This window comes from Paenibacillus sp. D9 (assembly GCF_001188365.1).
Classification (GTDB): domain Bacteria; phylum Bacillota; class Bacilli; order Paenibacillales; family Paenibacillaceae; genus Paenibacillus_O; species Paenibacillus_O humicus.
The window spans coordinates 1,986,091-2,009,575 of sequence record NZ_JZEJ01000001.1; the positions used below are offsets into that span (position 1 = coordinate 1,986,091).

Here is a 23,485-nt window from a genome sequence, read left to right on the forward strand (position 1 = left end):
CGCTTTTCTATCCCTGGCCGATGACCGAAGCCCGCTTGACGCCTGGCACCAAGCGAAGTTCGTCCACGAATGCGAACACTTCATCCTTCATCGGAGCCGTATCTACCGACAGCACCACATTGGCGGAGCCTTGCAGCGGGATGCTCTGATGGATCGTCAGCACGTTGCCGCCTCGGGCCGCGAACATGCTGAGCACTTGGGACAAAATGCCGGCCCGATGCTCCAAATCGATGGACACCGTAATGATCGACCCCCGCTCCAGCTCCCCCAGCGTCAACACGCCTTCCCGATACTTATAAAACGCGCTGCGCGACAGATCCGCCTTCTCCACCGCCTCATGGATGGTGGCCGCTTCGCCGCGCGCCAGCATCTCCTTGACCGCGATCGTCTTGATGATGGCTTCGGGCAGCAAATCCTCGCGGACGACATAATATCGCTCTGTCAACATTTCGTCCTCCCAGCGTAGACAGATGTACTCCCATAGAGGACATTATACGGAAAACCGATCCTTTCGGCAACCGTTGATTTCATGCCCAATGTTCGTTTTAACGAATTTATGTACATTATAACGCATAAACTGCCATCAGAAAAGCTGCCCGATCGACAATCATCCGGCAGCTGTGTTGCTCTCTCTATCTATTCACCTGTTTCTAAGCGGAACATCGTTTTGCGGCCCTTTACTTCACGGCGCAGAACACGGCAAAATCCCGATATTTATAGACGCAATCGACGCTGGAGAAGCCCGCTTCCTCCATCCAGCGAAGCTGCTCGGACACTTTCGCGTTGATGTCGACTTCCCTTCGAAGCACGGAGGCGTCCGCCTCCTCCGCGGCCAAGCGGCCGTCATAAATATCCCTCAGCCACTGCTCCCGGTACAGCCGGTCGAACAACGGGGACTCCGCCGCGGCTTGATCGGCATTGACGAAGCGGCCTCCGTCTTCAAGCCGCGCCATCACGTTGCCGAACAACAACCGCTTATCCTCATGCCGCAGATGATGGATGGCCAGCGAGGAAACGATCAGGTCGTAAGGCCCTTCGGGAAGCTCGCCCGTCATATCCGCTTGCACGAAATCGACTCGGCTGTCGCCCGCAAATCGTTCTCTCGCCTTGTCCAGCATGCTTGCCGTGAAATCCGTCAGCGTAATATGCGCTCTCGGATAACGCTGCCTCATAAAGGAGGACATCAGCCCCGTTCCCGCCCCTAAATCCAATATCCTCGGCTCCGCTGCGGCGCTGTCGGCGGCCCAGGCCGCCATTCCGTAAAAGTCGTCGAAGCAAGGAATCAGCATTCTCCGCTGTGCGTCATATCGAGACGAAACCGCATCGAATTGCTGCTGAACCCGATCTCCCATCGCTGCCACCCCGTTTCTTTTCTTAGTCTCATCATAAGGGAATTCATTATTATTTTGAAATATAAAATAACCATCACTTTATAGGAGTTATCTATAAAGAGACAAAGGAAAAGGCCCGGATTTCTCCCGGCCCGATTCCCCCTGCTTGCCTCTTATTCCGGGGAGTATTCGCTTCCCTCGAAAAATTCGAACACGAATTCGCCGAGATGCACCGTATCTCCATCCTTGGCTCCGATTTTCCGCAGAGCGGAATCGACGCCCATCTTGCGCAGCATGCGGCCGAAGCGGTTCACGGCGTCATACGAGTTGAGGTGAATCCGCTTGAGCTGACGCTCGAACGATTCGCTCTCCACGACATAGTAGTCGTTCTCGCGGTACACGCGGAACGGCTCTTCCTTCTTCTCGGCATGACGGTAAATTTTCCGCTCCTCGACTTCCTTTACCTCCTCGAGTTCAGGCGCTTCCGGAATTTCATCCAGCTTTGCGGCTGCCTTGTAGAGCAGCTCCTGAATGCCTTCCTTGGTCAGCGAGGAGATGGGAACGATGTCGTAGGTCTGGCCTTCCTCTTCGCGTTCCGCCAGCTTCTGGCGGAACAGCTCCAGATTCGCGGCGGATTCGGGCATGTCCATCTTGTTGGCTGCGATGATCTGCGGACGCTCGGCGAGCTTGGCGTTGTAGAGCACGAGCTCTTCGTTGATCTTCAGCCAGTCCTCGAACGGATCGCGTCCTTCGGTGCCCGACATGTCGACGACATGGATGATGACTCGGGTGCGCTCGACATGGCGCAGGAATTCATGGCCAAGGCCGATGCCTTCATGTGCGCCTTCAATCAAGCCCGGCAAGTCGGCCATGACGAAGCTGCGGCCCTCTTCGACATCGACAACACCAAGATTGGGCGTGATCGTCGTAAAATGGTAGGCGCCGATCTTCGGTCTGGCGGCGGATACGATCGACAGCAGCGTCGATTTGCCCACGCTCGGGAAACCGACGAGCCCGACATCGGCCATGACCTTGAGCTCCAGCACGAGCCAGCGCTCCTGGCCCTCCTCGCCCTTCTCCGCGATTTCGGGAGCGGGGTTGCTGATCGTCGCGAAGCGCGGGTTGCCCCGTCCGCCCCGTCCGCCTTTGCCGACGATGACCTGTTGTCCGTGGCGGGTCATATCCCCGACAATTTCGCCGGTATCGTCATCAATGATGATCGTTCCCGGGGGAATGCGCACGATCGTATCCTCGGCTCCGGCTCCATGCATGCTCTTCGGACGGCCCCGCTCGCCGCGTTCGCCCTTGAAGTGCTTCTGATAGCGGAAGTCCATCAGCGTGCGCAAGCCCTCGTCCACACGGAAGATGACATTGCCTCCACGGCCGCCGTCCCCGCCTGCTGGACCGCCCTCGGGCACGTATTTCTCCCTCCGGAACGATACGATGCCGTCTCCGCCGTCTCCGCCTTTGACAAATATTTTTGCTTTATCGACAAACATGATTAGCCTCCAATTATGCGCAGAGCGGAGCCTTAAGCAGCACATGGCGGAACTGCTTCAGGCTGACGGCCTGCAGCGGGGTTCCGCGCAGACGCTGCTCCAATTTATCTACCAGCTCATCGCCGTCGCGCAGCTCGCCGGCGAACTCCAGCTCCACCATCAGCTCATCGGCTGCGCGGGACAGCTTCAGCACCAGGACGGCAGGATCGCCGATTCCCGGCTTGACGCCGAAGCGATAAGCGTTAATGACTTCGATCAGGGCATCCGCGGTCCGGTCTCGGTCAAGCTGGAAATCCTCCAGCGTGAGGTTGTCCTCGACGTCCACTTCAAGCACCAGATTGTGGCTGAGCGTGCGGAAAGATTGCAGATAGGCGACGAGAGAAGGAATGCCCAGGTGAGCGATCTTGCTCTCCACCGCCATCTTGTCCCGGATCCGTTCCACGCTGGCAGCAGCCCTATCCAGCTTGCCGATGCGGATATAGCCGTACAGCACCTGCAAATCGTTCATCCAGTCATGCCGGTGATGATTCAGCGTACGGATGGAGGCTTGCTGCTGGAGCGCGGAGGCGCGCCTGGCGCGGTCCTCATGCTCCTTGCGCTCCTGGACAATCCAGAAGGCAGCTGCGGCTACGGCCCACAGAATGAACAAAATATGCGTCCATAGCAAGGAAGGCCGAATGATCACGCCTGCTGCAGGCAGCAGGACAGACCCCGCTGCATACAGCTTAGCCGATCCGATGCGATTCATACGTTTATCCCACTTTCTGCCTTAAGGATGCCCTGGCCAGCCAACTCCGTATGCAGCCGGCAATTTGTTGACAAAAAAACCCGGCCTGTTCAAATCAGGCCGGGTCGCGTCTCTCGTGAACTTAAGCTTCTACTGCTGCAGCTACCGGAGCCAGATCAACGGGATAAACGCTGGCTTTCTTGCGGTCGCGTCCCCAACGCTCGAACTTGACGACGCCGTCGATCAGAGCGTACAGCGTGTCATCCTTGCCGATGCCCACGTTGTTGCCCGGGTGGATCTTCGTTCCGCGTTGACGGAACAGGATGCTGCCCGCGCTTACGACTTGACCGTCAGCACGCTTGGCGCCGAGGCGCTTCGATTGGCTGTCGCGTCCGTTCTTCGTGGAGCCTACGCCCTTTTTGGAAGCGAACAACTGAAGATTCAGTTTCAACATGTCGGTGTCCTCCCTTCTCGTTAAACTAGCTCTTCGTTCAAGGTGACGAATTTGCTGTAGGAATCGGCGATTCCGCTCAGCATCACCACCATGGATTCCAGAAGCAGCTGGACCCGGCCGTCGGCCGTTTCGTCCTGCAGAGCTGGAATTTCCGATTGGAGCCATCCATTCTTCATGACGGCCGGCAGGGCGACGCCTGCCAACGCCTCAATAGAATTCACGGTGCCCACCGTAACGGCGGATACACCTGCGCATACGATATCTTTGCCCGCTTTGGCATATTTCGCGTGCCCCTTGACGGAGAAGGCGGTAATATGCCGGTCACCGGACCGCCGGATGAACGTAACCTCGATCATGAGAGCACCAGCTTACGCTTGGATGCTTTCGATCGTGACTTTCGTGTACGGCTGACGGTGGCCTTGCTTGCGGCGGTAGTTCTTCTTGGCTTTGTACTTGTACACGATGATCTTCTTGCCTCTGCCGATTTTCTCGACCTTGCCGGAAACCGTAGCTCCGGAAACGATCGGGGAACCCGTCACGAGACCTCCGTCCTTGGATACGGCCAGGACGCGATCAAACGTTACCGTATCGCCTTCGCCGGCGTTCAGCTTCTCGATGTAGAGAACGTCGCCTTGCTGAACTTTGTACTGCTTGCCGCCTGTTTCGATAATTGCGAACATGGATGGTGCACCTCCTTATAGTCGAAGACTCGCCTGGAAAAGGTGGGGAAATCGACGAGCGAGATCCCGGCTTGAAAACCCGTCCGGTGCGGTACCATATATGTCCTCGGGGGACATACACCAAAGTAGTGTACCATATCCTAGGCGCTCATACAATAGCTATGTCGAAGCTCGTCCATCCTGACCGCCCTTGGCGCGCGGAGAGAGCCCGACGTACCGTTGCCCGCTCCCGCCGCAGCTGCCGCAGATCTCATGGAACTTGGGCCCGATGCTCTTGCGCGTTTTCTTGCGGGTAATCTCGAGCAGGCCGAGCCGGGTCCAGCCGTGAACCTGGCATTTGCTCCGGTCGTCCCGCGAGGCGTCCTCGAGCTGATGGCGCACCTTCTCCCGATGGATGCCGTCTTCCATATCGATGAAATCCACGATGATGATGCCGCCCACGTCGCGCAGCCGGAGCAGGCGGGCGATCTCGCGGGCCGCCTCCATGTTCGTGCGGAACACCGTATCCTCCAAGCCGCTTGTTCCGGTGAACTTGCCCGTGTTGACATCGATGACCGTAAGCGCCTCGGTCTGCTCCCAGACGAGGTAGCCGCCGCTCGGCAGCCAGATCCGCGTCTGGAAGGCCGCGCTCAGCTGCTCGGCGATTCCATGCTGCTCGAAGAGGGTCTTGCCGCCCTGCCTGTCCGCCAGGTGAAGCCGCGCCTCGCTGCCCGGCGCCAGCTCCCGGACCAGTCCCAGCGCCTCCTCGTACCGGGACCGATCGTCGAAGTACACCTCGGTGCCCGGCGTGAAGACGTCGCGGAACGTCCGCCTCATCAAGGCCGCCTCGCGAAGGACCGGCTGGGGCGGCTTGAGCCCTTTGGCCTTCTTCACCACCGCTTCCCAGCTTTCCCTGAGCTGCATCAGGTCATGGCGCAGCGAATGCAGGCTCTCGCCGGCCGCCACGGTCCGCATGATGATGCCCTCGCTGCCTCTGCGCAGCTCCTCGCCGACGCCTCGGAGCCTGCTGCGCTCGCTCTCGGCTCCGATCTTCTTGGATACGCCGACATAATCCGCGCCCGGCATGTAGACAAGCCATCTTCCCGGCAAGGAAAACTGGGTCGTTACCCGCGCTCCTTTGCCGCCGATCGGCTCCTTGATGACCTGCACGAGCAGCTCCTGGCCGACACGGACCAGGTCCGCGATGGCCGGCTTGTCCTTGCCGTGATCGGCTGCAGGATGGAGCAGCTCGTCGATATACAGAAACGCGTTTTTGGCCAGGCCGATATCGACGAATGCCGCCTGCATGCCAGGCAGCACGTTGACGACGCGACCTTTGTACATATTGCCGACCAAACCGCCTTCCGATGCATCCTCCATGAAAAACTCCATGACGCGCCCGCCCTGAAGCACCGCCGTCTGCAGCAGCGCACCGTTCGCCTGAATCAGCATTGTCCTCATGATATGACGGTGACACCTGCCCCCCGCGGTCTTTGCAAGACCGTTCGATTTGCCTCTTATTCTACCTCAAAAGGTCGGAAACTGCACGGTCTCCCGTCAAATATCCTTCGATGATCCTCTGCTCCGGCAGCACCTTGACGATCCGGCCCCGCTCTTCCATCACGTAGACGAGATGATAATGGTCCCGCAGGAACAGCCTCGCCGTCGTCCAGACCGGATGCCGCTGCGTCACGACAATCGGCCTCGCCCGGACGCCTTCCCGAATCCGCCTTCTCGCCCCGCGATCCCTGTTCACGAGAAAACGCAGGAATAGGAACGGAATGTGCTTCCGGTAGGTCCAGTTGGTCGCCAGCAGAAACAGCCCTACCGCCAGCAGATTGGCCTGGATGCCGCTGCTCCGGTGAAGCTGCGGCAGCAGCGCGTAGCCGATCATGACGAGGCTGAACGCCATTCCGGTCCATGCGGTCAGCCTCAGCGTCGAATAAAAGGTAAAGCGAAGCCCGCAGGCGATCCGGAGCAGCCTGCCGCCGTCCAGCGGATAAATCGGCAGCAGATTGAAGGCGAGCAGGAGCAGGTTCGCGCGCAGCAGATAGTCCGCCCAGCCCGCGTCCATCCATCCAAGCGAGCCCAGCCCCCAGGCCGCTGCCGCCATCCATACATTCTGGAGCGGTCCTGCCAGCGCGATGACCGCCTCCTCGCGCGCCGGCGCTCCCGGCTTCTCCTCGAGCTCGGCTACGCCTCCGAACGGCAGCAGCTTGATCTCCCTGATCGTCCATCCGTACCCATAGGCTGCCGCCGCGTGTCCCAGCTCATGGACGAAAACGAGCGTGAAAAGGGTAAGGAGCTCGGCAAGATAGCCTGTCATCACCGACAGCAGCATCAGCACCGCGAACAAGGGATGAAGGCTCCACCTCACTCCCCGGATGTTAATCAAGCGGAACCACTTCCGCCGGGTCGACGTAGCGGTCGTTGTCCTTCACCGCAAAATAGAGCAGGGGCAAGCTTCCGTCCGCTGCCGCGGATCCCATCTTGCCGATCACCTGTCCGGCCGTCACCCAATCGTTCACCTGCACGCCTGCCTCGCCCAGCTGGCCGTAATAGGTCGTACGGCCGTCGGCATGCTGGATGACGATCGTCGGTCCCTTGGCGTCGTCGGCCGAGACGACCTGGACCCGTCCCTGCTCGGCCGCCCTTACCGCTCCTCCGGCCTGCCCCGCCATCTCCACGCCGCCCAGCGACTCGGCGAACGTCTTCACGACGGCGCCGCCTTCAAGCGGCGATACCGTTTCGGGCTTGACCGTCCCTCCTACGCTTGCCGTCTGCTCCCCGTCCCGGATGCCGAAGCCGGGAATGAAGGACGGCGCTCCTGCGAATACCTGGTTGTACCAGCCCGCTATCCGCGTGAAATCCATCTGCTCGGTCAGCGCTTCGGTCACCAGCGCCTGCCCTTGCCTCGCGGCTCCGCCGCTGAGCTGGAACAGCCCCCATACCGCCCCGAACAAGGCGACGGAGAGCAGCAGCTTCACCTGGAGCTCCTGGCGGAAGCCGCTGGTCCCGCCGCCTCCTTGGCGGCTTCCGCCGGAACCGGAGCGGCGCCCGGATGAAGGCGTCCTCCCTTCCTGCTTGCGGAAAGGAGCCGAAAGGCTGCCGCTCGCCTCCTCCAGCCGCTGCCACGGGTTGGCGCTGCGCTTCCATTCCAGCTCGGGATCCTTCTCGGAAGGGAGCGGCCAGGCTTCCTGCCACAGCTCGTCCGGCTCGGCGTCAAACGCTTCCGGCGGCGGAGCATACACGCGGGTGCCGTACGGTCCTGCGCCGCCTGCGCCTCCGTTGTTTTGGGCGGATGGGCCGGAGCCGAACGCCCCTTGCTTTCGAGGCGAGCCGGACGAGGCGCGCCCAGCCTCGGTATCCTTTTCATACCGAGAGGGAGCCGGACGCATCCCCGCGCCGGGACCGCTCTCCGTCAACTCCCGGATCCTTTCCTGGCGGCGCTCGCGGTTGCCCGTCCCGATTGCCTCCGCTTCCTCATGCCTGCGGCCGCCGTTCAAGCGGCGCCGGGTCGAATAATCGGCATCGAACCGTCCCTTGTTTCCCGCATCCATCCTTGTCCCGCTCCCTTCGGAATCTCCGCCGCCGGATAAGATGACGGAGGCTTGTTCCTTATCCTTATGAGCGGGCTTATCCAAGTATGCGGACGGTGCGGGACGGACTTGGCCACCCCCTGGCTGCAGCAGGATCAGGCACAAGGCGAGCGGGCAAAATAAAAAGAGCCTCCCGTCTGCGGAAGACTCTAGTGCTGGTTTGATTGTCCCGTACGGCTCAACTTGTGGCGGCTCCTTCGGAAAGGAGAGGTGCCCAAGAATGCTTTCCAATCGATCACGGCTTTGTACGCATTCGGCCGTTTTTTCCCGGTCAAACAAGCATGTCATCGAGAAAAAGAAAAAGAATGCCGGCCAGAAGCTCAGCAGCTCCTTCTCCGACATCCTCAAGGGAATCTCTATGCAAGATTTGCGAGTTTTTCTTTTTTCGGCTACTCGAGCTGATATTTCTCCTGATGCGCCCGAACGCTGAAAACAATGCCGATGCTGAGCATATTCAGCATCAGAGACGTGCCGCCGTAGCTGACGAACGGCAGCGTGATGCCGGTGATCGGCATGATGCCGATCATCATGCCTACGTTCTGGAACACCTGGAACACATACATGCACACAATCCCGATGATGATGAACGAGCCCTTCAGGTCCAGGCACTGGAAGGCGATGATGATCATCCGGTAGATAAGCAGGAAGTACAGGAGCAGCAGCACGGCCGAGCCCTGGAAGCCGAACTCCTCGCCGATGACGACAAAGATGGAATCCGAATACGTATATGGAACTGCGCCGCGATTTTTGGAATCGCCCTGAAGGAAGCCGTCTCCCGTCAAGCCGCCGCTGCCGACGGCGATCTTGGCGTTGCGCGCCTGGTAAGCCTCGTCCTTGTCGGCATTGGTCGGATCGACGAAGGTGTTGATCCGCTCGTACCAGTGCTTGACGCCATGCTTCTCCGCGTAGTCCTTGATTTCGGCATTGAAGGAAGTGAACAGCGTCACGAAGAGAAGAGCGCCGCCGATGACGGATACAAGCCCGATCAGGACATGCGAGTACTTTACGTTGCCGATCCACAGCATGCCGAGCAGGATGACCAGATAAATGACGGCATTGCCGAGATCGGGCTGGACGACGACAAGCATGAAGGGCAGCCCGACCAACACCGCGATCGGCAGGAGATCCTGCGTGAACAGCAGCTTGTCACCCTGCCTTCGTCCCAGCATGTAGGCCACGACGATGATCATGATGATCTTGAATGCCTCGGCCGGCTGGAAGCTGAATCCGCCCGGCAGCTTGAACCACCCGGTCGCGCCGTTCACCTTGGAGCCGAGGAAAAAGACGGCGACGAGCAGCGCGATGCCGACGGCGTAAAAATAATACCAGAACTTGAGAATAATGCGGTAGTCCACCAAGGTGACGAAAGTCACCAGAATGTACCCCGCGACATAAAACTGCAGCATCTTCTTATAGTAGCCGGCATACTTCGGATCCCCGTCGCCGACGCTGTAGAGCAGCACCGCGCTGACCACCATGAAGCACACTAGCAGCGTCAGGATGCCGACATCCATTTTTTTGAGTCTATTGAGCACTTACGTTCATCCCATTCCCAGAAACTTCACGAGCCTGCGCAGCCTACCCGGCCTCTCTTCCAGTTGCATCAGCGGAACCATGTCCCCCAGTATGCGCCTGGCGATGTTGCGGTAAGCGATCGCAGCCCGCGAGCTCGGATCCATGACGGTCGGTTCGCCGGAGTTGGCAGCCTTGATGACTCTCTCATCGTCCGGAACGATGCCGAGCAGGTCGACGGCCAGCACCTGGCAAATCTCGTCGATGTCCAGCATTTCCCCGCTCTTGACCATCGCGGGGCGGATGCGGTTGACGACCAGCTTGGCCGGAACCTTGGAGCCCTCCAGCAAGCCGATCACCCGGTCGGCGTCCCTCACGGCGGCATTCTCGGGGGTCGTGACGACGATCGCCCGGTCGGCGCCGGCTACCGCGTTGCGGAAGCCCTGCTCGATGCCGGCCGGACAGTCGATGATGACATAATCGTACTCCCGCTTCAGCTCCAGGACGATGTCCTTGACCTGCTCCGGCGTGACGTCGGACTTGTCCTTCGTCTGGGCGGCGGGCAGCATGTACAGCTCCTCGAACCGCTTGTCCTTGACGAGCGCCTGCTGCAGGCGGCAGCGCCCTTCCGCAACGTCCACGAGATCGTAGATGATCCGGTTCTCAAGCCCCATGACGACGTCCAGATTGCGCAGGCCGATATCGGTATCGACCATGGCCACTTTTTTGCCCAGCAGAGCAAGGGCGGTGCCCAGATTGGCCGATGTCGTCGTCTTGCCGACTCCGCCTTTGCCCGATGTGATGACGATTGCTTCTCCCATGCCTTTACACCCCTTTGAACAGCATCGTCTCCTTGCGCATCCGCGCGAGCTGGTTCATCTTGTCGATCTGCATCCGCCCGTCCTCCAGGTAGGCATACTCCATGGAGGCGTCTCCCGACATCCATTCCTCGGGAGGACGGCTGATGACATCCGCAATGCGCAGCTGCGTCGGCCGCAGCAGCGACGCGGCGATAATGGCTTCTTCACGGCCCTCGCAGCCCGCATGGGCCATTCCGCGAAGAGCGCCGAGCACATATATATCCCCGGTGCAGCGGACCGTGCCGCCGGGGTTCACGTCGCCGAGCAGCAGCAGGCTTCCATCATGCTCCACTGTCTGTCCGGAACGGATCATTCCCGTCATAAGCTTGAACGCCTGCATTCCGGCCTCATCGCCTTCTTCGGCGGCAGCTTCGGATTCAATCGACTGGACAAGCAGGTTCCCCTTCTGGCGGATCAAGGAACGGATTCTCTCCTTGTCTTCCTCCTCCAGGCTGCGCGCGCCCAGCCTCACATGCACATGCACCAGCGGCCCGGAAAGCAGCTGCTGGTGGGATTTTTCCAGCTTGAACTGGAGCTCTTCCATCAATTCCGAAAGCTCGCACTGATCGTCAAAGAGGAAGATGAGACCGTCCTTGACTCCCTTAATCGTAATACGCTGTTTGTCGGTCACATCCGTCCCTCCTTGACGTACTCAATTCGGCTTGCGGAAGGCGGTTTCCTGCTTCCTTCATGCATGGCTTCATTCAGGCTCTTTCTTGCTGTACCGGTTCATGGCCAAGTTCTGGAACCATCTCCGCAGCGGGATATACACCGCCAGTGCGAATGCCAGCTGAAGGAACAGGCTGGGAAGAATATGGTCGACCAGCGCCCAGGACAGGGACTCCTGCGTGAACTGGAACACCTTGTAGACAAAATAAAGGGCAAGTTCATATAAGAGCGTGCCGAACGCGACGACGACAAGCGCCATCATCATCGTGCTGCGGCGCCTCTCGAGCAGCAGCCCGAACAGGTAGCCGATGAGAGCCATCGCATAGGCATGCAGGCCGAGCAGATGCCCGCGGAAGACGATATCCTGCAGCAGCCCGAAGCCCGCTCCGAGCAGCAGAGCGGAGTGCCGGCTGTGGTACATGGCCGCGAAGAGCACGACGGCAAGCGTGAAATGAGGAACGATTCGCCCGGCGAACTCGCCCGGAATGATCCACGGCACGATCGTCGACTGCACGACGAAGGCCAGGAAGGTCAAGCCTACGATGCCTTGCATCCTCATTGGATCGCCTCGGGCTTCTGGACGACAAGCACCTCGTTCAGATGATCGAAATCAGCAGCCAGCTTGATGCTGGCCGTCTTGGTCAGGCCGAAGTCGCTGTCCTGAATGGACTCTACGGTCCCGATGACCAGCCCCTCCGGATAGACATTGTTCAGTCCGGAGGTCAGGATCGTATCGCCCTTCGTCATCGGGTCGTCCGCCGCGATCTTCGTCATCTGAAGCATCTGCGTCTCCTTGTTGTAGCTGCTGACGATGCCGAACGACTGCTTCTGCTTGCCGAGCGCCGTCGCCGATATTCCCGGCGCCTGGTCGTTCAGTTCAAGCAGCGGCATGATCGTGGAGGTGACCTCGGACACTTTGCTGATGATGCCGACCATGCCCTCGTCGGTTATGACGGCCATCTTTTCCTTGATCCCGTTCTTGGAGCCGAGGTTGATCGTCAGCGTCTGGTTGTATGGATCCGGACTGACCGCGATGACCTGGGCGAACAGGAATTTGTAATCGTTGATCTTCTTCTGGGCTTCGGTGAAGTGCAGCAGCTCCTGCAAGCTCTGGTTCGTCTGCTCCATCGCATTGAATTTCACCTTGTCCCTCGTATAGGCGGCTACTGTCATGCGCAGCTGCTCATTCTCTTCATGCATGGCGCGCAAGTTTCCGATATCCTGGAAGAAGCCCGCCATATAGCCAGCGGGCTTGTAGAACCATTGCTGCACGAATCCGGTCGTATCCCGAAGGAACTTCTCCGGCGCGGTCAGCCCCGAGCGGTTGCTGATCGACACGCCGATGACCGCGATGAAAAGAATGAAGCTGATCATGAGAACGAAGAGCCGCCTGTTCCGCAAATGCTTAAACAAACCGTTCACCCGCCCGTCTCATTCATCCGCTCCTCCTGCGACTTAGCGCTTGGACCTGGAGCCGCCTCTGTTTTTGAATAAATGCAAGTTGTCGAGCGAGCGGCCCGTGCCGATCGCTACGCAGTCAAGGGGATTCTCGGCTACGATGACCGGCATGCCGGTCTCGCGGGAGAGCAGCTTGTCCAGGTTGCGCAGCAGCGCTCCGCCGCCGGTAAGCACGATGCCGCGGTCCATGATGTCCGCAGACAGCTCCGGCGGGCATTTCTCGAGCGTGATCTTCACGGCGTCGATAATAGCCGCGATCGTATCCGCGAGAGCTTCCGTAATCTCGTCCGAAGTGATCGACAGCGTCTTGGGCAGCCCCGTCACGAGGTCGCGGCCGCGGATTTCCATCGTCTCCGACTGCTCCAGCGCCATCGCCGTGCCGATCTCCATCTTCAGCTGCTCGGCCGTGCGCTCGCCGATCATCAGATTGTACAGCCGCTTGATGTACTGGATGACGGCCTCATCCATCTCGTCTCCGGCGATGCGGACCGAACGGCTCGTCACGATGCCTCCGAGCGAAATGACCGCGACTTCCGTCGTGCCGCCGCCGATATCGACGACCATGCTGCCGGTCGGCTCCCATACGGGCAGGTCGGCTCCGATCGCCGCCGCGAACGGCTCCTCGATCGTGAACGCCTCGCGCGCTCCTGCTTGCTTGGCCGCGTCTTCGACGGCGCGCTTCTCGACGGATGTAATTCCCGAAGGCACGCATATCATGACGTTTGGATGACGCGGGAACAGGGCGCGCTGCTTCTGCGCCTGGCGAATGAAATATTTGATCATAGTGGCTGTCGTCTCAAAATCCGCGATGACGCCATCCTTCATCGGACGGACAGCGCGGATGTTGCCGGGCGTGCGGCCGATCATTTTCTTGGCATGCTCGCCGACAGCTTCAATCGTTTTTGTATCCGTACGCAGGGCCACCACAGACGGCTCCCTGACAGCGATTCCTTTTCCTTTGACATACACGAGCGTATTGGCGGTACCCAGGTCAATCCCTAAATCCTTAGAGCCTCCGAACATGGTCAAACTCCCTTCTGAAATGCGGCAATCCTATTCATTATATTACAAGAGGCCTTGTTCCTTCAAACTAATGAAGACTCCATCGCCGATGACAATATGATCCAGCACGTCGATTCCGACCAGTTCTCCCGCCTCTGCCAGCCTGCGCGTCAGCGCCGCATCCTCGGTGCTCGGGGTCGGATCTCCGCTCGGATGGTTGTGGGCGCAGACGATCGAAGCCGCGCCATGCCGTATCGCCTCGCGGAATACTTCCCGCGGATGGACAAGCGATGCATTCAGCGTTCCTACCGATATGGTCTCGCGCGCGACGATATGATTTTTGGTGTTGAGAAACAGGCAGACGAAATGCTCCACCTTATGATAGCGAAGGTCTTCCATCAGGTAATCCGCCGCGTCCTGCGGCCTCCGCACGACGACGGCCTCTCCGCGGCGGCTCTGGGAAAGCCGCCTGCCGAGCTCGATGCCGGCCCGGATCTGCAGCGCCTTGGCCGGACCGATGCCCTTGATCCGCGTCAGCTCCGTCGTCCCCATGTCCACCAGTCCGCGCAGGCTGCCGCTCTGGGCCAGAATACGCGAGGCCAGATGCACCGCCGTCTCCGACGCCGTTCCCGTCCGCAGAAGGATCGCCAGCAGCTCGGCATGGCTGAGCGCTTCCGCTCCGTACTTGATCATGCGCTCTCTCGGACGTTCTTCGCTTGGAAGCTCGCGCAGGCTTAATCCTTTTGATGGAACCGACATTGGACCCGACCGCCTTCAAGCCCCCGTCCTGGCGCAGCGCGCAGGCACGGGAGCAGCAGAATTAAATGACGTGTATGCCGAATTCGGCCAGCATGTCCGCAAGCAGCGGCAGCGGCAAGCCGACGACATTGGTATAACAGCCTTCGATCTTCTCCACCAGCACGCCGCCCACGCCTTGAATGCCGTAGGAGCCGGCTTTGTCCAGCGGTTCTCCCGTAGCCGCGTAGCGGCGGGCGCTCTCGATGCCGAACGGCTTCATCGTGACCAGCGTACGCTGCCAGCGGCTGACGGCGCGATCTCCCGGGCAGGAAAGGAGGGTGACGCCGGTATAGACTTCATGCGTGCGGCCGCTCAGCGCCATCAGGGCAGACACGGCATCCTCGCGGTCCGCGGGCTTGCCGAGCACCGCCCCGTCCAGCACGACGATCGTATCGGCGCCGAGCACGAGATCGTTCCCTGAGGAGGATTCTGCGGATTGCTCGCCGCGAAGCGCGTCGGCAGCGGCCTCGGCCTTGCGCCGGCTAAGCTCGAGGACGATCTCTCCGGGAGAGAGCGTCCCGGCGACGGATTCATCCGCCCCGGTAGGAAGCAGGCGGACAGGAAGCTCAAGTCCGAGGACAGACACCAGCTCCCGGCGCCGCGGGGATGCCGAGGCCAGTACGAGCCGATCGGGTATAGCGACATCGTTCATGTTCGATAATGCTCCTCTTCCATAATGCTCCTCTTCGATAACGGTCCGCCATGTCCTCCGGTCAGAGGCGGCGGTACAGCCACAGCGCAAGCACGAGCACGAGCAGGCTGATCAGGCTGAATTGGATGGTGACGTCCAGGCTGTAGCTGAGGACGCCCAGATCGGCGGCGGGAGACCAGCGGATATCCGTGGAGCGCGTCAGCGCCGACACCCCCGGCACATCCTTCAGCCAGCGGTTCGCAAGCGCTCCTGCGACAAGTCCAAGCACGATAAAGAAGAGAAGCGTCCAGCCATTTTTCTTCATGGTTCAACGCCTCTCGCCAATGATTGACACCTGGCCTCATTATACGCGATCGCCTCCGTTCTTTACAATGTAAAGAACCTGTCTCCCCTTACGGCTGCAAGGTTTCGATCAACGCACGCTGTCCGAAGAAGACGTCCATCGATCGGCTCTGCACCGTCCACAAACGCGCCTTCGAGGGAGCCGCATTATAGGCGTCCAGCTCTTTGGCAGCCAGATTGACCGCCGACTCCAGGCTATCGGCCGCGGCCGCCGACTCCTTGCCCTGTACCCCGGGACGGAAGGCTGCATAGGCTTGCCGCCACGAGGCCAGCTGCTTGTCCCATTCCGCCATGGCTTTCTTGTCCGCAGCGCCAGGCTTCGCCTGGCTCGCAGAGGCCAGCGTCATGTCGGCCAGCTGCGCGATCAGCCCGGATGTCGCGGGTCCAAACGCCTTCGCATCCCTTTCGGATCCGGCGAAACGAAACTTGCCGGCCGCGGGAAGCGAGACTTCCTTGATGTATACTTCCGTGCCGGAGATGGAAGCAGCGAGAGACTCCGCGCCGCTGCGCTTCGACGAGATGCCGGCGTAGACGCGGTAGCCGCCGTCCGCCTTTGCCGAAGCAGAGCCGAGTCCGCCAGCCTTCAGCTCGGACGCCGCCGCGGCGGCGCTGTCCTTGGCCGAGAAGACGCCGTACTGCAGCAGGCTGAAAGCCGTCTGCGGCCAATCCGCCTGAACGTCCGCCGCAGCGCCGGCAGAAGTCGGAGCGCCGCCTGCTGACGATTCCGTCTTGACGGCGGGAGAGCCGGCGCCGCTTGCCGGAGGCGATGCCGCAGGAGCGGACGCCGGCTCGGAAGCCGTGTTTCCGGCGGCTCCGCCGTCTTTGGCGGGGAGAACGCTGCCGCCTGCGAAGAGTGCCAAGGCGATGTAGCCGAAGAGTGCTCCGGTCGCTATCGCGCCGGCAACCGACAGCAGGACCGCCGGCCAGGACGGGCCTCTGCGGCTGCCGCCCGCGCTTCCGCTTTCTATACGACGAGCGGGGACGGATTTAAGCTTCCTTGATGCGCGAATTTCATCCAAATCGATGACGGGCCCTTCGAAAAGCTCCGTTCCTGCCGCGGACACAGGCTCCGCATCCGGCCATTGCGGCCATTCGGAGAGAATGCCCGGATCGGGGAGCGGCGTGCTGCGGCGCTCTCCGGGCCTGGCAGCCCGGCCGTCGAGGCGCTCGTCCGTGGAGAGAGCCTGGACTTCATCCGGTGTGAGTGATGGGGCTTCGAGGAGCCCCTCCGCTCCGAAGGTGTTGCCGGCACGGCGTTTTTCCAGTGCAGGTGCGGCGTCAGCCGGCAACTGCCTTCCGGCCGGACGCCCGTCTTCCTTGCGGATGAGGCTTTCCAACCTGTCGATGTCATCCTGAAAGGGGCTTTCCCATGCTTTGTATTCCGCTGTGAATTCCATGGATGAAAGCGACTCCGCAGGCGTCGGACTCCAATCCGGCGGCAGCGATGCCTGCTTGCGCATGCCCGTTTGGCGCGCGCCCCCATGCCGGAGCGGAAAATCCTTCGCCTTCATTTGGCCTTTTGGCTGCAGCTCTACGGCTTGCAACTGCTCTTTTGCTTTCTTTTGTTCTTCCGCCTGCAAGCGGCCCTTCGGCTGCAGCTGTGCGATTGCTTGCAATGGCTCTCTTGCTTTCATCTGTTCCTTTGCCTGCGGTTGGTCCTTTGGCTGCTCCTGTGAAAGCACTTGGCCTTGCCAAAGCGCTTGATCTTTTTTTTGCCTTTGCCTTTGCGCCGGCGCCTGTCCCTTGTCCGGAGCCTCCGCTCCGGCGGCACGCTGCCCGCTCCCTGCAGCCGGTGGCGATTTGCGTTGATCCTGCACCAGCTTCCCTTGACCGTCCGGACGATAGGTCATCCGCGATTTCGTCATGTTCCATTCCTCCTGCCATGCCGGGTTCTTACTCTAATCTATGTCCGAACGATAGAGTTATTCCTCGTTTTGGAAGAAGGATATAGAGATTGATAGGCAGGATCGAGAGCGGAAGCTGCAGCGGGTGGAAAAGGCGGGAGGCCCCGCATCTCTGCGAGGAACCGGATTCCGGCATGAAAAAAAACCTCCGAAAAAGCCTGCATCAGGCCGTTTCGAAGGTTCTTCCTTCTGCTGTTCCGATGTTATTGCCCGTGCCGCTCCCGCAGCTCGCGCGCGAGGCCGTCGGCGGCCTTCCAGATATCTCCGGCTCCCATCGTAATGATGAGATCGCCGGGCGCAGCCTGCTTCGACAGCTCGGCCTGCACCTCTTCCTTGGTCGGAAGATAGCGTGTATTGGCATTGCAGTTCTCCACGATCATCTCCACGAGCCGCTGCGAGCTGATGCCTTCGATCTGCTGCTCGCCGGCCGGGGAGTAGATGTCGGTGATGATCACTTCGTCGGCTTCGGCGAAAGCCCGGCTGAACTGCTCCAGCAGGAAGAAGGTGCGCGTATAGCGCTGCGGCTGGAACACGGCCACGATCCGCTTGCCGGTCGCCTTGGCGGCGCTGATCGTCGCTTGGATCTCCGTCGGATGATGGGCGTAGTCGTCGATGACGAGAATGCCGTTCACGTCGCCCAGCACCTGGAAGCGGCGCTTGGCCCCGATGAATTCCTTGATCGCGGCAGCTGCCGCGCCGAACGGAATGCCGGCTTCCATGCAGGTGATCAGCGTCGCCATCGCGTTGTACACGTTATGGCGTCCAGGGACGGACAGCTGCACGACGCCGAGCTCTTTGCCGGAACGGGAAAGCTTGAACGCCACCTTGCGGTCGCCGAGCACGATGTCCGATGCGCGGAATTCCGCTTCCTCGTCGATGCCGAAGGTCAGGATGCGTTCGGACGGAAGGGAGCCTGCCGCCTGCGGCAGCAGCTCGCGGACGATCGGATCGTCCAGGCATACGACGGCCCTTCCATCGGGAGTGACCTGGGTGAGAAACTGGACGTAGGCCTTCTTCAGGTTGGCGAAATCGCCGTCGTAGTTCTCCAGATGATCCGGCTCGATGTTGGTGACGACCGCGATCGCCGGATGGTAATGCAGGAAGGAGCCGTCGCTCTCGTCGGCTTCCGCTACGACATATTCGCCTTTGCCCGCCTTGGCGTTCGTGCCGACATTGACGATTTCGCCGCCGATGATGTAGGTCGGATCCGCTCCGCAGCTCTCCATGACGAGAGCGATCATCGAGGAGGTCGTCGTTTTGCCGTGCGCTCCGGCGACGGCGACCCCCTTGCCCGCATTCATGAGCCTGGCCAGCATCTGGGAGCGATGGAGCACCGGAATCTTCAGCTCCTCCGCCGCGCGCCGCTCCACGTTGTCCTTGGACAGCGCCGTGCTGTAGACGACCAGATCGGCCCCCTTGACGTTGCCTGCGTCATGGCCGATATAGATGCTTGCTCCCTTGGATGCCAGCTTTTCCGCCAGCTCCGCCCGCGCAACGTCGGATCCCGTCACCTTGTATCCCATCTCCAGCATGACGCGGGCGATCGCGCTCATGCCGTAGCCGCCGATTCCGATAAAATGTACGTGCTCTGCTGTAGTCGTCATGACGGTCACCAACCTTTTTCAGAATCCGGTAGCCCAAGCACCCGGGTGCGGACATCGGCGATTAAATAAAGAGTGCCGGTTACGACGGACAGGTCCTCCGGACCCGCCGCCTCTTCCAGGCGCCGCAGCGCAGCGGTCCAATCGGGCTCGACCACGATTTCCGGCGAAACCCCGAGCTCCGCCGCTTCCGAGCGTGCCAGCTCGGCAAGAGCAGGGGCCGGCATCGCCTTGCGGAAGGCGGGCTCCGTAATGACAAAGGTATCCACTATAGGGAGTATATGCCGCAGCACATCCCGATGATTCTTGTTCTCCAGCATTCCCATCATGAGATGGAGCTTGCGGTACTTGAAGACGTCCTTGAGCGCCGCCGCCAGCGACTCCGCTCCTTCGGGATTATGCGCGCCGTCAAGCAGCAGCCGCGGCTCGCTTCTCACCATCTCGAGGCGGCCCGGCCATGCGGCCTCCTTGAGGCCGGCGCGAAGCTGCTCGTCGTCGACCAGCAAGGCGCAGTATTGGCGCAGCACCTCAAGCGCCATGACCGCGGCAGCGGCATTGGTGCGCTGATGGGCGCCGCCAAGCGTCACCGTCAGCGGACTCACAGAGCGGAACAGGCCCTGGAACGCGAAGCTCTGCTCGGCCTCCGACACCTCAAGCGCTTGAATGGAGAACTGCTCGCCGAGCTGGTACAGCGTGCTCTTGCTGCGGCTTGCCGCCGCGCGGATGACCGCCAGCGCCTCCGGATCCTCGACGGTGCTTACGACCGGGACCCCAGGCTTGATGATGCCGGCTTTCTCCGACGCGATTTCCGTTATGGAGCTGCCGAGCACGTCCATGTGGTCATGCCCGACGTTCGTGATGACCGAGATGACCGGCGTCACGATATTCGTCACGTCCAGCCGGCCTCCGAGGCCGGTTTCCCAGACGACGTAATCCGGGTAGGTCACCTTGGCGAAGTACAGGATCGCCAGCGCCGTGGATACCTCGAACATCGTCGGGGAGCCGTGCTCGGTAGCCGCGATCTCGTCCACGAGCGGCTTCAGCTCGTTGGCCAGCCGCAGCAGCGTCTCCTCCTCGATATCCTGGCCGTTATAGCGGAAGCGGTTGGTGAACTTGGTGATATAAGGCGACGTGAACGTTCCCGTGTCATAGCCTCCGCGCGTCAGCGCCTCGGTCAGGTAGGCGCAGACGGAGCCTTTGCCGTTCGTTCCCGCCACATGGATGAAGCGGAGCCGGCGCTCGGGATGTCCGAGACGCTCCATCATCAGCTTCATCCGATCCAGGCCCGGACGGATGCCGAAGCCGATGAGGCCTTCGATCCATTCCCGCGCTTCCTCGTACGATTTCAGCAGGCCTCCGGCCTGTCGATGCGTTTCCTGGTTGTCCATATCGTTTCGCTTCCTTTTATGTTTGACTTGCGCCGGCGAACGGCGCGAACGCCCTTCGCCGGGCCCACCGTCCTCCAAGGACAATCGCAGCTTCGATCAGCTCTGCAGCTCCTCGATCCGCGCCAGCACCTTCTCCAGCTTGGACTCGTAATCGGCCCTTTTGGCTTTTTCTTCCTCGATGACTTTGGCCGGAGCTTTGGCCGTGAAGCCTTCGTTGGAAAGCTTTTTGTCCACGCGCTCCACTTCGGAGCGGAGAACGGCGGCTTCCTTCGTCAGCCTCGCGATCTCCTGTTCGATGTCGATGAGTCCCGCAAGCGGCAAGTACAGCTCCGCCCCCGTCACAATGGCGGCCATCGCCTTGTCCGGAGCGGACAGTCCCGTGTCGACCGCCAGGGAGGAAGTGCCGCAGAAGCGGCGCAGAAGCTCTTCGTTGCCGCTCAGGATGCCGGCTTCGAAGCTGCCGGAAGGCTTGATCTGCAGCTCGATCTTCTTGCTCATCGGCACGTTCACTTCGGCGCGGATGTTGCGCACGGAGCGGATCGTGCTCATGAGCAGCTCCATCTCGCGGACGGCTTCCGGCGCTTCCAGCGCAGCTTCATAGACCGGCCAGGCGGCCGTCGTGATGGACTCGCCCTCATGCGGCAGATGCTGCCAGATTTCCTCGCTGATGAACGGCATGAACGGATGGATCAGGCGCTGCGTCCGGTCCAGCACGTAGGCGAGCACGGATTGCGTCGCCTTTTTGGCGTCGGCATCCTGACCGTACAGATTCAGCTTGGCAACCTCGATGTACCAGTCGCACAGATCGTCCCAGATGAAATTGTACAGCAGGCGTCCTGTTTCGCCGAAGTCGTAGGCGTCGATCAGTCTCGTCACATCGCGCGAGGTCTCGTTCAGACGATGCAGGATCCAGCGGTCGGCCGTGCCGAGCGGAACAGTTATATCGATATCATCATAATTGAAACCTTCCAGATTCATCAAGGCGAAGCGGGAAGCGTTCCAGATCTTGTTGGCGAAGTTTCTCGCCTGCTCTACCTTCTCCAGGCGGAACCGCAAATCCTGCCCCGGCGTGCTGCCGGTGGACAGCATGAAGCGCATCGCATCCGCACCGTACTGCTCGATGATGTCCAGCGGATCGACTCCGTTGCCGAGCGACTTGGACATCTTCTTGCCGTCCGCGTCGCGCACCAGGCCGTGCATGAGCACGTCCTTGAACGGGATGCGGTCCGTGAATTCCAGCGCCGTGAAGATCATGCGGGCTACCCAGAAGTAGATGATGTCGTAACCGGTGACAAGCAGGTCGTTCGGATAGTGGCGCTTGAAATCGGCGCTGTCCTCGTCCGGCCAGCCGAGCGTGGAGAACGGCCAAAGGGCGGAGCTGAACCAGGTGTCGAGAACGTCCTCGTCGCGGCGCAGCTCTCCATGCCCGCAGTCCGGGCAAGCTTTGAGATCCTCGCGGGCGACATGAAGCTTGCCGCAGGAGTCGCAGTACCAGGCCGGAATGCGATGGCCCCACCACAGCTGGCGGGAAATGCACCAGTCGCGGACGTTCTCGATCCAGTTCAGGTAGATCTTCTCGAAGCGGTCCGGCACGAAGTTCACGCCCTCGCCGGACTTCTGGGCTTCGATCGCGCGTTCGGCGAGCGGCTTCATCGCCACGAACCACTGCGTGGACAAGTACGGCTCGACGACGGCGCCGCTGCGCTCGCTGTGCCCGACTTGATGAACATGGTCCTCGATGCGGACGAGAACGCCGCTCTCCTGAAGGTCGGCGACAAGCTTCTTGCGCGCTTCGGCGCGGTCGAGGCCTTGGTAAGGTCCGGCCTCGGCGTTCATGACGCCGCTCTCGTCCATGACGATGATCTTGGGCAGGCTGTGGCGCTCGCCGACCTCGAAGTCGTTCGGATCATGGGCAGGCGTGATCTTGACCGCTCCGGAGCCGAAGTCCTTCTCGACATAATCGTCTGCGATGATCGGAATCTCGCGTCCGGTAACAGGGAGCACGAGCATTTTGCCGACGAGAGCGGCGTAGCGCTCATCCTTCGGATGCACCGCTACAGCCGTGTCGCCGAGCATCGTCTCGGGACGGGTCGTCGCGACGGTGACGTGGCCGGTTCCGTCCGCAAGCGGATATTTCAGGTGGTACAGGTGTCCGTTCACTTCCTTGTACTCGACCTCGATGTCGGACAGGGCCGTGCGCGCTGCCGGATCCCAGTTGATGATCTTGGCGCCGCGATAGATCAGCCCTTTCTCGTACAAGCGGACGAACACCTCGCGAACGGCTTTGGAAAGCCCCTCGTCCAGCGTGAAGCGCTCGCGGGAGTAGTCCAGGGAAAGGCCCATCTTGCTCCACTGGCTGCGGATCGTCCCCGCATACGTGTCCTTCCACTCCCATACCTGCTCCAGGAATTTCTCGCGGCCCAGATCGTGGCGCGTCATGCCTTGCTCGCGAAGCTTCTTCTCCACTACGGTCTGCGTGGCGATGCCGGCATGGTCCGTTCCGGGCAGCCACAGGGCGTCGTATCCCTGCATGCGCTTCGTTCGGATCATGATATCCTGCAGCGTGAAATCGAGCGCATGCCCGATATGGAGCATTCCCGTTACGTTGGGGGGCGGGATGACGATCGTGTAAGGCTTCGCTTCTGGCTTGCGGCCGGCCTGGAAGAAACCGCCCTTTTCCCAGAACTCGGTTCCTTTCTGCTCCGCCGCCTTCGGATCGTAGGTCGTCGGCATTTCCGTCGTGTGCTGCTGAGTCTCTGACATTTTGGATTCACCCTTATCAATGAAAGTCGTTTTTTTATGGCCTTCTTTTTGACAACGCCTCGGCTGGCCGGCCTGCGCGGAGGACAGCGTACATCCGCCTCCGGCCCGATGCCGGGCCCCGGATTCCGCAGGAAGGCGAACGCCGTTTTTTCCGACAAAAAAAGCCTTTCATCCTCTTCGCAAAGGACGAAAGACTTCAGGCTTCCGCGGTACCACCTTTGTTCCGCAAGAAAGCTTCCTTGCGGCACTTTGGCGCAGGATATCGGC

At 60.6% G+C, this 23,485-nt stretch carries 23 protein-coding genes; all 23 read right to left on the reverse strand.

From position 1 onward, the window contains the following. Nucleotides 1-7: 7 nt before the first annotated feature. Complete coding sequence (locus tag VE23_RS09125) at nucleotides 8-448, reverse strand: ACT domain-containing protein (RefSeq protein WP_076354318.1); 441 nt, start codon at nucleotides 446-448, stop codon at nucleotides 8-10. Between the two features lie 229 nt (nucleotides 449-677). Then, nucleotides 678-1,352 (reverse strand): class I SAM-dependent methyltransferase, encoded by a 675-nt coding sequence (locus tag VE23_RS09130; protein WP_049867828.1) that lies wholly within the window; start codon nucleotides 1,350-1,352, stop codon nucleotides 678-680. Nucleotides 1,353-1,504: 152 nt separating this feature from the next. Further along, nucleotides 1,505-2,830 carry a GTPase ObgE gene (obgE, locus tag VE23_RS09135; protein ID WP_048744640.1) on the reverse strand — a complete coding sequence of 442 codons (1,326 nt, stop codon included), beginning with the start codon at nucleotides 2,828-2,830 and terminating at the stop codon, nucleotides 1,505-1,507. Between the two features lie 13 nt (nucleotides 2,831-2,843). After that, nucleotides 2,844-3,578 (reverse strand): Spo0B domain-containing protein, encoded by a 735-nt coding sequence (locus tag VE23_RS09140; protein ID WP_049867829.1) that lies wholly within the window; start codon nucleotides 3,576-3,578, stop codon nucleotides 2,844-2,846. Nucleotides 3,579-3,699: 121 nt separating this feature from the next. Further along, nucleotides 3,700-4,011 (reverse strand): 50S ribosomal protein L27, encoded by a 312-nt coding sequence (gene rpmA / locus VE23_RS09145; RefSeq protein ID WP_048744637.1) that lies wholly within the window; start codon nucleotides 4,009-4,011, stop codon nucleotides 3,700-3,702. Nucleotides 4,012-4,031: 20 nt separating this feature from the next. Beyond that, entirely contained in the window at nucleotides 4,032-4,367 is a 336-nt protein-coding gene (locus VE23_RS09150; RefSeq protein ID WP_048744636.1) for a ribosomal-processing cysteine protease Prp, read from the reverse strand. Nucleotides 4,368-4,379: 12 nt separating this feature from the next. Continuing rightward, complete coding sequence (rplU, locus tag VE23_RS09155; protein WP_021881561.1) at nucleotides 4,380-4,691, reverse strand: 50S ribosomal protein L21; 312 nt, start codon at nucleotides 4,689-4,691, stop codon at nucleotides 4,380-4,382. Between the two features lie 159 nt (nucleotides 4,692-4,850). Continuing rightward, on the reverse strand, nucleotides 4,851-6,131 hold the full coding sequence (locus VE23_RS09160; RefSeq protein WP_049867830.1) for an Rne/Rng family ribonuclease: 1,281 nt from the start codon (nucleotides 6,129-6,131) through the stop codon (nucleotides 4,851-4,853). A gap of 61 nt (nucleotides 6,132-6,192) precedes the next feature. After that, nucleotides 6,193-7,065, reverse strand: coding sequence for a M50 family metallopeptidase (locus tag VE23_RS09165; RefSeq protein WP_048744773.1), 873 nt, complete (start codon nucleotides 7,063-7,065; stop codon nucleotides 6,193-6,195). Next, nucleotides 7,058-8,230, reverse strand: coding sequence for a M23 family metallopeptidase (locus VE23_RS09170; protein WP_127505997.1), 1,173 nt, complete (start codon nucleotides 8,228-8,230; stop codon nucleotides 7,058-7,060). The genes VE23_RS09165 and VE23_RS09170 overlap by 8 nt, the downstream gene beginning before the upstream one ends. Nucleotides 8,231-8,658: 428 nt before the next feature. Continuing rightward, nucleotides 8,659-9,804, reverse strand: coding sequence for an FtsW/RodA/SpoVE family cell cycle protein (locus VE23_RS09175; RefSeq protein WP_021880686.1), 1,146 nt, complete (start codon nucleotides 9,802-9,804; stop codon nucleotides 8,659-8,661). 6 nt (nucleotides 9,805-9,810) lie between these two features. After that, a complete protein-coding gene (gene minD / locus VE23_RS09180; protein ID WP_021880685.1) occupies nucleotides 9,811-10,602 on the reverse strand; it encodes a septum site-determining protein MinD in 792 nt (263 codons plus the stop codon). A 4-nt stretch (nucleotides 10,603-10,606) separates the two neighbouring features. Continuing rightward, nucleotides 10,607-11,272, reverse strand: a complete 666-nt coding sequence (locus VE23_RS09185; protein ID WP_021880684.1) for a septum site-determining protein MinC — start codon at nucleotides 11,270-11,272, stop codon at nucleotides 10,607-10,609. Nucleotides 11,273-11,341: 69 nt separating this feature from the next. After that, entirely contained in the window at nucleotides 11,342-11,863 is a 522-nt protein-coding gene (mreD, locus tag VE23_RS09190) for a rod shape-determining protein MreD (RefSeq protein ID WP_232316853.1), read from the reverse strand. A gap of 2 nt (nucleotides 11,864-11,865) precedes the next feature. Next, nucleotides 11,866-12,684 (reverse strand): rod shape-determining protein MreC, encoded by an 819-nt coding sequence (gene mreC / locus VE23_RS09195; protein ID WP_048744794.1) that lies wholly within the window; start codon nucleotides 12,682-12,684, stop codon nucleotides 11,866-11,868. Nucleotides 12,685-12,765: 81 nt separating this feature from the next. After that, nucleotides 12,766-13,791, reverse strand: coding sequence for a rod shape-determining protein (locus VE23_RS09200; RefSeq protein WP_048744776.1), 1,026 nt, complete (start codon nucleotides 13,789-13,791; stop codon nucleotides 12,766-12,768). Between the two features lie 42 nt (nucleotides 13,792-13,833). Then, entirely contained in the window at nucleotides 13,834-14,529 is a 696-nt protein-coding gene (radC, locus tag VE23_RS09205; RefSeq protein WP_021880680.1) for a RadC family protein, read from the reverse strand. 61 nt (nucleotides 14,530-14,590) lie between these two features. Then, a complete protein-coding gene (locus tag VE23_RS09210) occupies nucleotides 14,591-15,220 on the reverse strand; it encodes a Maf family protein (protein ID WP_048744777.1) in 630 nt (209 codons plus the stop codon). A gap of 61 nt (nucleotides 15,221-15,281) precedes the next feature. Beyond that, nucleotides 15,282-15,524, reverse strand: a complete 243-nt coding sequence (locus VE23_RS09215; protein ID WP_021880678.1) for a DUF4321 domain-containing protein — start codon at nucleotides 15,522-15,524, stop codon at nucleotides 15,282-15,284. A gap of 88 nt (nucleotides 15,525-15,612) precedes the next feature. Next, on the reverse strand, nucleotides 15,613-17,427 hold the full coding sequence (locus tag VE23_RS09220) for a hypothetical protein (protein WP_049867833.1): 1,815 nt from the start codon (nucleotides 17,425-17,427) through the stop codon (nucleotides 15,613-15,615). A 242-nt stretch (nucleotides 17,428-17,669) separates the two neighbouring features. Next, complete coding sequence (murC, locus tag VE23_RS09225; protein WP_048744795.1) at nucleotides 17,670-19,070, reverse strand: UDP-N-acetylmuramate--L-alanine ligase; 1,401 nt, start codon at nucleotides 19,068-19,070, stop codon at nucleotides 17,670-17,672. Between the two features lie 5 nt (nucleotides 19,071-19,075). Then, nucleotides 19,076-20,455: a bifunctional folylpolyglutamate synthase/dihydrofolate synthase gene (locus tag VE23_RS09230; RefSeq protein WP_049867834.1), complete on the reverse strand. Its 1,380-nt coding sequence runs from the start codon at nucleotides 20,453-20,455 to the stop codon at nucleotides 19,076-19,078. Nucleotides 20,456-20,551: 96 nt separating this feature from the next. Then, nucleotides 20,552-23,218: a valine--tRNA ligase gene (locus VE23_RS09235; protein WP_049867835.1), complete on the reverse strand. Its 2,667-nt coding sequence runs from the start codon at nucleotides 23,216-23,218 to the stop codon at nucleotides 20,552-20,554. Between the last annotated feature and the right edge of the window lie 267 nt (nucleotides 23,219-23,485).